This is a genomic window from Microbacterium cucumeris (assembly GCF_058349845.2).
Window position 1 is genome coordinate 136,963 of record NZ_JBYRIZ020000005.1, and the last position, 12,641, is coordinate 149,603.

Annotated in this window: 6 protein-coding genes; 2 read left to right on the forward strand and 4 right to left on the reverse strand. The window is 70.9% G+C overall.

All coding sequences use genetic code 11. The features are described from left to right. Positions 1 to 67: 67 nt before the first annotated feature. The gene (locus AC3RXZ_RS14295; RefSeq protein ID WP_491494439.1) at positions 68 to 3,709 is read right to left on the reverse strand and encodes a DUF5979 domain-containing protein; all 3,642 of its coding nucleotides are present in this window, start codon (positions 3,707 to 3,709) and stop codon (positions 68 to 70) included. Positions 3,710 to 3,846: 137 nt separating this feature from the next. Between AC3RXZ_RS14295 and AC3RXZ_RS14300 the strand changes: the two genes are divergently transcribed. Together AC3RXZ_RS14300 and AC3RXZ_RS14305 are read left to right on the forward strand one after the other, a co-directional pair. Continuing rightward, positions 3,847 to 4,770, forward strand: a complete 924-nt coding sequence (locus AC3RXZ_RS14300) for an aldo/keto reductase (protein WP_243231732.1) — start codon at positions 3,847 to 3,849, stop codon at positions 4,768 to 4,770. Continuing rightward, positions 4,767 to 7,763 (forward strand): glycoside hydrolase family 2 TIM barrel-domain containing protein, encoded by a 2,997-nt coding sequence (locus AC3RXZ_RS14305; RefSeq protein WP_491494440.1) that lies wholly within the window; start codon positions 4,767 to 4,769, stop codon positions 7,761 to 7,763. Before AC3RXZ_RS14300 ends, AC3RXZ_RS14305 begins: the two co-directional genes overlap by 4 nt. Positions 7,764 to 8,145: 382 nt before the next feature. Here AC3RXZ_RS14305 and AC3RXZ_RS14310 read toward each other — a convergent pair whose 3' ends face one another. The 3 genes from AC3RXZ_RS14310 to AC3RXZ_RS14320 are packed head-to-tail and all read right to left on the reverse strand — an operon-like array spanning position 8,146 to position 12,636. Next, positions 8,146 to 9,396 carry a four-carbon acid sugar kinase family protein gene (locus AC3RXZ_RS14310; protein WP_491494441.1) on the reverse strand — a complete coding sequence of 417 codons (1,251 nt, stop codon included), beginning with the start codon at positions 9,394 to 9,396 and terminating at the stop codon, positions 8,146 to 8,148. Then, complete coding sequence (locus AC3RXZ_RS14315) at positions 9,389 to 10,645, reverse strand: RuBisCO large subunit C-terminal-like domain-containing protein (RefSeq protein WP_491494442.1); 1,257 nt, start codon at positions 10,643 to 10,645, stop codon at positions 9,389 to 9,391. Before AC3RXZ_RS14315 ends, AC3RXZ_RS14310 begins: the two co-directional genes overlap by 8 nt. Positions 10,646 to 10,650: 5 nt before the next feature. Next, positions 10,651 to 12,636, reverse strand: a complete 1,986-nt coding sequence (locus tag AC3RXZ_RS14320; RefSeq protein WP_491494443.1) for a glycoside hydrolase family 127 protein — start codon at positions 12,634 to 12,636, stop codon at positions 10,651 to 10,653. Between the last annotated feature and the right edge of the window lie 5 nt (positions 12,637 to 12,641).

A 12,641-nucleotide genomic window follows, 5' to 3' on the forward strand; every position in this document is an offset into this window, starting at 1 on the left:
TTCTGGTGGGGTGCGTTTCGACTCGCCTTCGGCTCGCTCAACGAGCGACGAAGGGAGCGGGCAGGGGTCAGTGCGCTCGGCGGCGGGTCGCGGCGAGCACGATGCCGACCGTGACGAGCACGAGCGCGGCCAGCATGACCACCGGCGGCACGCCTTCTCCGCCGGTCGTCGGGAGCGCCCCGGCATCCGCTTCGTTGACGAGCCCGAACGCGACGGCGGCGCCATCCGACAGCTCGAGGCTCACCCAGCCCTCGGCATCGGTCTCGAGCGGCTCGCCGTCGACGGTCCAGGTCGCGTCCTCCCAGGTCACGCCGTCCACGGACGGCGGTGCGACCTCGCGGATCCGCAGCATCGTACCGGCCGGCAGAGCCGTGACCGACACGGTCTCCCCGGCGCGCAGCGAGATCGTCTGCACCTCCCCGGCATCCACCGAGTACTCCAGCGTGTACACGGTGCGGTCCGGCACATCCCCCGAACCGTCACCGGTGACCGACTTCGCGACCGTGAACGCCGCCGTCGGCGAGGCGTTCGCGATGTTGGTCAGGACGAGCGCGATCGGGTCCGGGACGTCCCCGCCGTCGAGCTGCAGGGCGATCACGCCGCCCGGTCCCGTCGCGAGCTGCTCACCGCCGGCGCTCCAGGTCGCCGGACCCCAGTTGACGCCGTCGATCGCCGGCAACGGTCCCTCCCGCAGTTCGACGATGCTGCCCACCGGGAGGTACGGCGACATCGCCGGCGCACCGATGCCGGCGGCCAGCGGATCCTGCGGATCCAGGCCCACAGCCCACTGCACCGGGAACACGGGATCGGCGGGGACGAGGCCCGCGGCATCCCCGTCAACCTGCTTCTCGACCGAGAAGCGGGTCATCTCGACGGCGGTGTTCGTGACCTCCAGCTCGGCCGTGCCCGCCCGTACGACGAACGAGTCCGAGGGACTCCAGGTCGTCTCCCCCCAGACGTAGTCGGCGGGCAGCGCCGAGGTGGCGGGCTCGGCTTCGGCCAGCCTCACGACCGTGCCGACGGGGAACAGCACGGGATCGCCTTCGGCATCCACGGGGCCCGCGGGCGTCCCGTCGGCCGGGAGCTCGAACGTCCCGGTCATGGTGTCGCCGAGCGGCAGGCGCGCCTCGTACTCGACGGTGAACGCATCGACGAGCAGCTGATCGGGATCGATCCCCACGACGTCCTTGGTCACGAGGAACGTCCCGGAACGCACGGAATGGACGTTCGTGATCGTCGCGGTCACGGTCTCCTCGTCGTCCTCGCCGATCACGAGTTCGCCGGATGCTCCGATCGGCGCCTCCCAGACGATCCATGGGACGTGCGGGGCACTGAGCTCGCCGTAGACGACGACCGTGCCATAGGGGAAGACGACCGGGTTCCCCGCGGCATCCACCGGTCCGACCGGTGTTCCGTCTCCCGGAAGCCGGATGACACCGGAGCTGACTTCGCCGCCGGGCGTGGTCGCCGTCCAGGACACGCTGAACTGGAGTCCCGACGGAAGGTGGATGCCGGAGGCGAAGGCCTTGCTCAGTTCGAACGTGCCGGCCTTGCGCTCGTTGGCGACCTCGATCACGACGTCACCGGTGTCGGGCAGCGGGATCGAGACGATCGCCGACTCCAGCGGGCCGGCGCCCTCGAAGTTCGCCGGTCGGTACTCGGTCGTCGTCCCGTCGATCGTCACGAGGAAGACCGGCAGCTCCCAGTCGGCCGCGTCGGTCGGTGCGCCGTCCAGGGTCGGCACCGCCTCGGCGAGCTCCAGCGTCTCGGCATCCGTCTCGATGTCGTCGAGCAGCTCCGGGTCCCCCAGCGGCAGCACCCGGTCGGTGCGCGCGGGGGCGGGGTCGGTGTTGTAACTGACGGTGTATTCGTAGTCGGCGTCCGCGTCGATCTCGGACTTGACGATGGAGACGGTGCGACCCGCGTCGTCCGGGGCGAGCGAGTTCGTGACGGTGACGTCGACCGACGTGTCGTCGCCGATCACGAACGTCCGGCCCGGGTCCCAGGACGCGCTCACCCAGTGATAGCCGTCGGGGGCGGGGACTGCCTGGCGGTCCTCGACGAGCACGATGCGCGTCCCGGTCGGGAAGTCCTGCCCGACGTCGACGGGTGTCCCGTCGAGGGGGACGTCGAGCGTCCCCGAACCGATCTGCTCGCCGCCGGACAATGCGGTCCAGCGCACCGGCACGGTTCCGGTCAGGGTGACGGCGCCGCCGTCCGGGTCGAGGACCTCGACCTCCTTGTGGACGCGGAAGGTGCCGGTCTGTGCGGCGGCGGTGTTCGTGACGACGACGTCCGCCGTCCCGGTGCCGACGGTGATCTCACCGGGGGAGATCACCGGGTCCGCCCACTCGTAGCCGGGCACGGACGCGGGATCGATCTCGTCGAAGGAGATCACGGTGCCTGCCGGGAACGACTCGCCGGCGTCGACCCAGGCGCCGTCGGCCGGGACCTCGAGCGACCCGGTCGTGACCGTGCCGTCTGGCTCGGTGGCGGTGAAGTTGACGGTGAAGGTCGTGTCCGCCGGCAGGCCGTCGGCGTCGATGCCCGCCAGATCCTTGCGGATGCGGAACGTGCCGTTCTCGGCGTTGCACGCGATCTGCCCGGCGAAGAGGAACGAGTGCACCTCGCCGCCGGCGAGGATGACGTTCTCGCCCAGGACCTGGCCGTCCAGCGGGGAGGCATCGACGGTGACAGTGGCGTTCGGAGCGTAGATCGATCCGTCGATCCGTCCGCCGGCCGCTTCGACGGTGACGGTGCCGGTGACCTGCGACAGATCCCACAGCGTGTACGGCGAGTACGCGCCCTGCGGGTCGATGCGCGCCCCGGCGACGTCGGTCGTCCCGGCGGGCACCTGGATGACGAGCGGGTTCTGCGCGCCCGGTGTCGGCCCCGGCGAGAACTGGATGAGACGGGCCCCGGCGATGTCGGCGTAGTCGACGACATTCACCTGGTCGGGGCTGAGCGGAGCGAGGACCACCCGGTCTCCGTCGTCCTCCGCGACCGCGACCGGGTGCGCGGAATCGGGCAGTCCTGCCAGGCACGCGGCGGCGTCGTCGTAGCCCGCCTCCGCGTTCGCCTCGACGTAGTCGGCGACCGCGGTCTCCGAGGTGTCGGCCGTGTAGATGCTCCCGTCGCCGCTGGCGGATGCCGGCGGGTCCGCGTCTTCCGGGTAGGACTGCGCGGTGGCGTCGATGATCGGGGTCTGGTCGGGGGATCCGGGATCGAGGTTGAGTCGCAGCCAGTCGCCGCGGGCCGATGCTCTCCACGGGCCGTCGCGCTCGACCATCTTCAGGTCGCCCTGCAGGGCCGCATCGGACGTCCCGGCATTGGTGATCGCGGTGATGCCGCCGCTGGCCGGGGAGAACGCGTCCACCAGGAGCCGCGTCGGGTCGCCGTCGACGGAGGGGAGGGTGTAGTCCCCGGTCCCCGCGGCCACGTGGATGATCGTGTACTGCCCGTCGCCGGGCTTGGTGGCCGTGCCGCCGGCGGCGATGCTGCCCTCGGTCTCCTGGTTGCCGAGTGTGATGTCCTCGCGGGCGTACACGGTGAACCCGCCGTTCATCGCGAGCGGATTGAACGAGTCGGGGTACGCCGCCTGTGCAGGACCCGGCGCGGTGAGCGGGGCGACGACGGCCCCGGCGATGGCGAGGGCACCGGCGGTGACGGCGGCGAGGAGCCGGCGAGGACGAACAGCGGTGTGCGGCATCGGGTGCTTTCGGGTTCGAATCCGTGACAGCGGGAGTGCGACAGTCCCGAGGCTACCCGAGCGCCGTGCCGGTCTTCCGATCGACGGCGCGTTCGCGTAGGCTGGAGATGCATTCAAATATGAATAGGTATGCATCGATGACTGAGATCGCCGTTGACCGCCCTGCTCTGATCCTCGGCGCCTCGTCGCTGGGCGCGGATCCCGATACCGCCGAGGCTGCCGCGCTCGCCATGCTCCGCAGCGGCCTGCTCGTGGACACCTCGAACGGATACGCCGGCGGGCGTTCCGAGCGGGCACTCGGAACGGCCCTCGCGACGATGGAGGCCGCTGAGAGGGATGCCGCGGCATCCCGCATCCTCACCAAAGTCGACCGCGATCCCGAGACGGGCGTGTTCGACGGCGACAGGGTGCGTCGTTCGTTCGAGGAGAGCCTCGAACGGCTCGGCGTCGACCGGCTGCCGCTGCTGCACCTGCACGACCCGTACACCATCACCGTCGAGGAAGCACTCGCTCCCGGTGGCGCGGTCGAGGCCCTCGTCGAACTGAAGCAGGACGGCCTCGTCGATGCGATCGGCATCGCCGCAGGCCCCGTGCCGCTCCTTCAGCGGTACGTGGACAGCGGCCTGTTCGACGCGGTGCTCTGCCACAACCGGTTCACGCTGGTCGACGACAGCGCGCGCTCGCTGTACGAAGCGGCGCACGATCGCGGAATGACGGTGTTCAACGCGGCCCCGTTCGGCGGCGACCTGCTCGTCAAGGGGGCGCGTGCGGACGCGCGATACGAGTACCGGCCGATCGGCGACGACCTGGCGGCGTGGACGGCCGAGCTGTTCCGCGTCTGCGCGGACCACGGTGTGCCGCCCGCGGCCGTCGCACTGCGGTTCTCGACGCGCTCGCCGCTGGTGGATCACACGGTCGTCGGCGTCTCTTCGCCCGCACGGATCGAGCAGCTGCGCGCGCTGGACGCCGCAGCCATCCCGGAGGGAGTGTGGGCGGATCTCGCAGCGCTGGGCCCGGCACCGTCCCCGGTCGACGACTCGCGATACGGCGCCAGCGCATGACCGGCCGCTACTGGGAGAGCACGCTGCCCGGCGAGGGACGACGTGCGCCGCGCGCGGATGCCGTGACGGATGCGGCTGTCCTGAGCCTGAACGGCACCTGGCGGTTCCGGCTCGCTCCGACCGCGGAAGGCACCGGGGCGGACTTCATGCGGGAGGACTTCGACGATTCGGGGTGGGATGAGCTGCGCATCCCTTCGCACTGGGTGCTCGAGGAATTCACGCCGCTCGCCGGTGGACCCGCGCGGCGGATGCTCGGGACCGAGGAGGGGCCGCTCTACACGAACACGGCGTACCCGATCCCGCTCGATCCTCCGCACGTCTCGACGGAGAACCCGACCGGCGATCACCGGCTCGTCTTCGACGTGCCCGCGGACTTCGGTCGAGCCGTCCTGCGCTTCCAGGGCGTCGACTCGTGCGCGAAGGTCTGGCTGAACGGCGAGGAGCTCGGCTGGTCCACGGGGTCCCGACTGCCGTTCGAGTTCGACGCGCCGGTCCGGCCGGGCCGCAACGTGCTCGCGGTGCGGGTGCACCGCTGGTCGGCCGGGACATATCTCGAGGATCAGGACATGTGGTGGCTGCCCGGCATCTTCCGCGATGTCGAGCTCATCGCCCGCCCGCAGAACGCCATCGACGACCATTTCGTGCACGCCGACTACGACCACGTCACGGGTCTCGGCATCCTCCGAGTGGATGCCTCGAGCGAGGCCATCGTGGAGATCCCCGAACTCGGCATCCGGATGCCGGCGGGGGACACGGCCCGCGTCGCGGTGGAGCCCTGGAGCGCCGAGAGCCCACGCCTGTACCGTGGCACCCTGCGCTCGGCGGGTGAGACCGTCGACCTGGCCGTCGGCTTCCGCCGCGTCGAGATCGTGGACGGCGTCTTCACCGTGAACGGGCGGGCCGTGACCTTCCGGGGCGTGAACCGGCACGAGCATCATCCCGAGGCCGGGCGCACCTTGGATCGCGAGACGATGATCCAGGACATCGTGTTGATGAAACGGGCCAACGTCGACGCCGTCCGCACCAGCCATTACCCGCCGCATCCGGAGTTCATCCGGCTCTGCGACGAGTACGGGCTGTGGGTCGTGGTCGAAGTGGACCTCGAGACCCATGGGTTCATCTACGAGGGCTGGGAGCACAATCCGCCCGCGCTTCCGGAATGGCGTGACGCGATCATGGATCGACTCGTGCGCACAGTCGAGCGCGACAAGAACCGTCCCAGCGTGGTCGTCTGGTCCCTCGCGAACGAGAGCATGACCGGTGACGGGTTCGCCGAGATGCGCCGATGGCTCGACGGGCGCGATCCGTCACGACCCGTTCTCTACGAGCGCGACCCGCGGTATCGCGACTCCGACTTCTACTCGCTCATGTATCCGTCCCTGCAGCTGCTCGAGCAGATCGGGCGGCGAGAGGAGCCGCGCGGCGGGCGCCTCAGCATGCACGGCATGGTGTTCGACGCCGACGACGACGCCCCGGACGGCATCACGGATGCGGACGACGAGCGCCGCCGCGGACTGCCGTTCCTGCTGGTCGAATACGCGCACGCCATGGGCAACGGCCCCGGAGGGCTGCAGGACTACTGGCGCATCATCCGCTCCTACGACCGGCTGTGCGGCGCGTTCGTCTGGGAATGGATCGACCACGGTTTCACGGCGGAGACCGAGGAGGGCGTCCCGTACGTCCTGCACGGCGATGACATCGACTACGAGCCCCGCGGCGGACGTTTCGGCCTGCACGGACTCGTGTTCAGCGACCGGACCCCCACTCCGGGGCTGATCGAACTGGCGAAGGCGCACGAGACGGTGCCGATCGGGGTCGGCGAGCAGGCCCTTACGGTCGCGAACGACCGGCACAGCACCTCGACGGCGGATCTCGCGTTCCGGTGGTCGGTCGCGGTCGACGGCGAGACGACGGCCGACGGCGTCCTCGACGTGCCTGTGCTGACTCCCGGCGAGCGGGTCCGGGTGGCGATCCCGGATGCCGCGGCCGCCGCGCTCGGCTCGACGGCGGCGGGGGATGCCGTGCTGACGGTCGAGGCCGCGCTCGCCGAGGAGGCGTCCTGGGCACCGGCCGGGCACGTGGTGTCGTGGGGTCAGCGCGTGGTCCGTCGTCCGGATGCCGTCCGCCGACCGGCGGGACACCCTGCCGCGGCGTCGTCGGGCGAGCACGCGGTCGGGTCGGCTGTCTTCGACACGACGACCGGGCGGATGCTGCGCCTCGGCGACCTCGAGATCGACGGCCCCGTGCTCGACCTGCATCGGGCGCCGACCGAGAACGATCGCGGTCAGGGCGACACGAACAACCTCGCCGCCGTGTGGCGCAAGACGATGATCGACCGCCTGCTGCATCGCGTCGACGACGTCTCCCCCGGCGACGGTCGGCTGCAGGTGCGCGGGCGCACGGCGCCCCGAACGCATCCGCACGGCGTGGCGTGGGAGATGACGTGGACGGTGGACGGCGACGGCGTGCGCCTGGACGTCGTGGCGGACTTCGTCGGCCCGTGGACCGACACGCCGTACATGAACCGGGACATCCCGGTGCCGCGGCTGGGACTGCTGTTCGGGCTCCCGGGGGAGGCCCGGCACGTGACGTGGTTCGGACGCGGGCCGGGGGAGACGTACGTCGACTCGTTCGAGGGTTCCCGCATCGGCCGCTTCACGGCGTCCATCGACGACCTGCAGACGCCGTACCCGGTGCCTCAGGAGAACGGCAACCACGTGCAGACGCGCTGGCTCGAGGTCGGCGTCGACGGAGCGCAGACGCTGCGCGTCGACGGCGTGCCGGAGTTCGACTTCACGGCACGGCGGTGGACCTCGCACGAGCTGGAGCGGGCGGACAAGCCGCACCAGCTCGTCGACTCGGGGCGCGTGTGGTTGAACATCGACCACGCCCAGCACGGGATCGGATCGGCCTCGGTCGGGCCCGCTCTCCCCGAGCGCTACCGGATCCCGCGCGAGCGGACCGCGTGGAGCGTGCGACTCTCCGTCCGCTGAGCGGCGCGCGGTTTCGACTCGCTTCGCTCGCTCAACGAGCGGGGAGGGGGACGATCGCCCCGTCGTTCGTTGAGCGAGGACGCCGCAGGCGACCGAGTCGAAACGCGGTGCGGTGGGAGGTGCGCGGGTGGTGGGTGCGTTTCGACTCGCTTCGCTCGCTCAACGAGCGGGGAAGAGGTCACTCAACGAACGGGGGAGGGGAAGGGGGGCGGTCCCCCCTCGTTCGTTGAGCGAGGACGCCGCAGGCGACCGAGTCGAAACGCGGTGCGGGGCGAGGTACGTGGGTGGTGAGTGCGTTTCGACTCGCTTCGCTCGCTCAACGAACGGGGAAGGGCTCGCTCAACGAACGGAGGAGAGAACTCGCTCAGCGAGCGAATGGGGGTCAGGGTGCGAGCGCAGCGACGTCGACGAAGAGACTGTCGGCACCGACCTGGCCGCCCTTGAGGAGCAGCTCGAGGCCGTCGATCCGGGAGCCGCCGCTGTGCGCGCGCAGGATCACGACGTTGCCCCACGGGTTCGCCGCGATCGAGAGCGCGTCGACGCCGAGCAGACGCGTGACGCGGCTCGACGTGTCGCCGCCGCACACGATGACGCGCCGCGTGGCTCCGGCCGCGACGGCCTCGCGCACGAGGGATGCCGCGGCGTCCGCGATGGCCTCCAGGATCGGACGGTCGCCCGGGGCATCCGCGTCGTCCGAGGTCAGCACCACCCCACGGCCCGCGCGCAGTGCCTCGAGCACATCGGGTGAGGAGGACCCGTCGAGCGCCCAGGGGCGGACCAGCCATCCGGCGGCGGCTGCGGCGTCCGCCTGGCGACGGGTCTGGGCCGAACGGCTGCCGGACACGACGAGAACCGGACCCCTCGTGGCGGTCGCTTCCGGAATCGTCGGGGCGCTGCCCGGCGTGGCCGCGGCGATGCCGTGCGACAACCCGCCGGAGCCGATCGCGAACACGGGAGAGGGCAGTTCACCCAGCGCCCGTCCGACCGCCTCGAGATGCTCGTCGGTCAGGGCGTCGAGCACAATGCCGGCCGACGTCGCCTCGTGCAGGCGTCCCGCCAGGTCGTCGTACGCGAGCATCGAGACCGCGCCGATCGGGGCGTCCGTCTGCCGTCCGATGTGCACGGCGAGCTCGGCCTCTGTCATGGGCGTCGACGGGTGCTGCGACATGGTCGGCTGCCGGTCCAGCCGGTACACGGTGCCCCGCTCCGCGGCGAAATGCTGCCCGAACAGGGTATAGCGCCCGAAGTCCGGCTGGGCGAACAGCATCGGCACGACCCGATCGCCGAAGACCTCGCGACCGATCTCGATCACGCGCCCCAGACTTCCCACCGACGGGGAGGAGTCCGCCGTCGAACAGGCCTTGTACTGCACCAGGCGCGGGCCCAGGTCGGCGAACGCCTCCAGCACCGGCCTCAGCTCGGCATCCATCGCGGCGGGATCCAGGGACCGGGAGATCCCGGCCACGCCGACCACGTCGACCTCGGAGGCCGCACGGCGAAGCGCCTCGGCATCCGGGAGGGTCGTGAACAGCCGTCCACTCCAGCCGCGACGCGCGAACTGCAGAAGCGCATCGACGCTCCCCGTGAAGTCGTCGCCGTAGAACGCGACGACCCCGCGCTGCTCGTCAGACACGGACGGGCCCGAAACGCTCGGCCGCGCGGCGGATCGGATCCGACGCCGCGTACGCTGCGTCCGCGCTCTCCCCCCGCGCCGCGGACGCCCAGGCCTCGCGCATGCTGGCGACGCCGGCCGCCGCACCGTCCGGATGCCCGTGGATGCCGCCTCCCGCGAGCACCAGCAGATCGGTCGTCCCGACCGCGTCGTACGTGGCGTGGGCGAGTCCCGCCCACTGCCCGGAGGAGAGCACCGGCACCGTGGGTGTGAGCCCGAGAAGCGGCTCGCGCACGGCGGCGATGGAGTCGAGCACCTGGTCGTCCGTCTCGTAGAACTTGTTGCTGATGCCGTTCGTGTGCAGGTGGTCGGCCCCGGCGAGGCGGGCCAGCTTCTGCCACGCCCGGAATCCTATCCCCACCTGATCCGAGCGGCCGAACGAGCCGAACATCGCGCGATGCCCGTGGATGGGGACCTCGCTGTGCCGTCGCAGGAACTCGAGCCCGGGGATCCCGACGAGGTTGATGCACGCCATGACGCACGTGCCGCCGGCCGCGACGACGAGGTCGTGGTTGGCTTCCAGCCGCCCGATGTCGTCGGTGATGTTGAACGCGTACATCGGCTTGCGCCCCGTGCGGTCGGCGTGGCGCTCGAGGACGGGCATCACCGCGCGCACGCGCTCTGCGAGAGGGGCGGACGGGCCGTTGCCCTGCAGCTCGTCGTCCTTGATGAAGTCGATGCCGGCCTCGGCCAGCTGCCCGACGACCTCGGCGAGATCGTCGGGGGAGAGCCCGATGCTGGGCTTGATGATCGTCCCGATCATGGCACCGGATGCGCGGCCCATCAACCGCCGCGTGCCCTCCACGCCGAAGCCGGGACCGGCATAGCGCTGCGCGAACGCCGGAGGCAGGTCCAGGTCGACGAGCCGGATCGCCGCGAGCTCCTTGATCTCGAAGAGGTTCCCGGCGACCGCCGCGAGCAGGTTCGGCAGCGACGGGCCGAAGTTGTCGAGCGGGAAGCGCAGGCGCAGCAGGGCTCGGCGGCGCAGCGCCGGATCCCCGACGGAGCCCGGCAGGGGCGATGATCCGGTGAGCGGGACCTCCTGGATCGACTCGACCTGGGCGGCGAACCGCGCGCGCAGATCGTCCGACTCGCGCTCGACCCGCACGAACGTTCCGGTGGACTGCTCGCCGGCGAGCACCTCGGCGGCGTGCTGCAGCGGCAGGGAGGTCTCGATGACGTAGGTCGCGATGACGTGCTGTGATTCCATGTGCGTCACCAGACCAGCGGGAGCCAGACGGACATCTCACCGGCGCCGCGGTTGCCCCACGCGTAGTACGGCACGAGCCGCACGGTGGCCGACGCCGGCTCGACGTCGGCGAGGTCGTCGTAGAGCACCTTCTCGTCCGTCGGCGGGAGGACGGCGATCTCCGTCTCGAGGGCGACGACGGGATGCCCGGCGATCTCGGCTTCCACGGGGATGAACTCCGCCCCACGGCGCAGCGCGACCTGCTCGAGAGCGACGCCCTCCGGGAGGTCGGCGCTCTCGACGCAGTACACGACGGGCCCGCGGCGCACCGCGACCTGGTTCGTCGTCTCCTCCGCGAGGCGGTGCCCGCGCAGCACGCGGACGGGCATCGGAAGAGTGAGCTCGACCACGTCCCCTGCGGTCCACGCCCGATCGATCCGCGTGTACGTGCCCGGTTCCGACACGGCGACGCTCTCACCGTTCACGGTCGCTGCGGCATCCGAGGACCAGCCGGGGATGCGCAGATGAAGCGGAACGCGTCCTTCGGCGCCGGTGACGGTGAATCGCACGGTCTCGCCCCAGGGATACGCCCCGTCCTCGCGGAGGGCCAGCCGGCCCTCGGCGGTGGCGACGTCGATCGTGCTCCCGCCGTACAGGTGGACGTGGACGCCGTCCTCGCCGACCGACGCCACGCGCTCATGGAAGCGGGCCAGGGTGCGGGCGATGTTCGGCGGGCAGCAGAAGCAGCTGAGGTACGACTCGCGCAGACGCGCGTCGGACGCGGGCGGCGCGGGCGTCGGGTGCAGCGCGGTGTCCCCGGGGCGGCGGAGCGGGAAGGGCAGGTCCCGCACCTGACGCAGCGGGTTGGTGTAGAAGTACTCGGACCCTGCGAGGCTGATGCTGGAGAGCAGGCTGTTGAACGCGACCTGCTCGATGACGTCCGCATACCGGGCGTCGCCCGTGAGTGACAGCATCCGCTCGCCCCAGAAGATCAGGCCGATGTTGGCGCATGACTCGTTGTGGGCCGTCGTGTGCGGCAGCTGGTAGGCGCGGCCATAGGCCTGGTGCACGCGGCTGATCTGGTTCTGCCACGGCGAGCCGTCCGGGGACGCGCCGTCGTACAGGGCACCGGCGCCTCCGGTGATGTAGAGCTTGGTGTCGACGACATCGCGCCACAGCCGCTCGAGGACCGCCTGAAGGTCGGCATCCCCGGTCTCGGCGACGAGGTCCGCGATGCCGGCGTAGAGGTAGTTGGCGCGCACGGCGTGGCCCGCGACGACCGTCTGCTCGCGCACGGGCAGGCGGTCCTGATTGTCGTCCCCGCCTTCGAAGTCGTCGCGCACCCGGAGGAACGCCTCGGACAGCCGCAGATAGCGCGCGTCGCCCGTGACGCGGTACAGGTCGATGACGGCCATGTAGTGAGACGGGCAGATCGCGCTGCGGGCGAGTTCGAGCGGCTTGTTCGTCGCGAGGTCCTCCAGGAAGGACGCGGCCCTGCGCGCGGCGTCCAGCAGCGTCGTGGACCCGGTCACCTCGTAGTGGCGGACGCCGGCGGTGATGAGATGGCCGAGGTTGTACGTCTCGAAGTTGAACCGGTCCGCGAGGGCGATGGCATCCTCGTGGTTGCGGGTCGAGATGATCGTGGGCGTGTGCAGATATCCGTCCTCGCGCTGCACCGACGCGATCAGCGACGCGATCTCCTCGATGCGGGCCGCGAGCTCGTCATCCGGGTCGGTCTCCAGGCGCGCGATCGCGGCCTCGAGCCATTTGTAGAAGTCGCCGTCCATGAAGGGCGGGCCGGCATGCTCTCCGGGCTGCAGCCCCGCCGCGACGCGGAAGTTCGCCAGCCCGGGGCTGATCGCCTCATCGCTCAGGGAAGACCAGATCTGGGGGATGGTGACGTCGCGCGTCCGGTCGTGGACATCTCCCCAGAAACCGCTCGTCCATCGGGCGCCGGCGGCATCCAGCGGCTGCAGGCGGGCGTGTGGTCGCGCCGATGTCGTCGCGGTCATGGGGT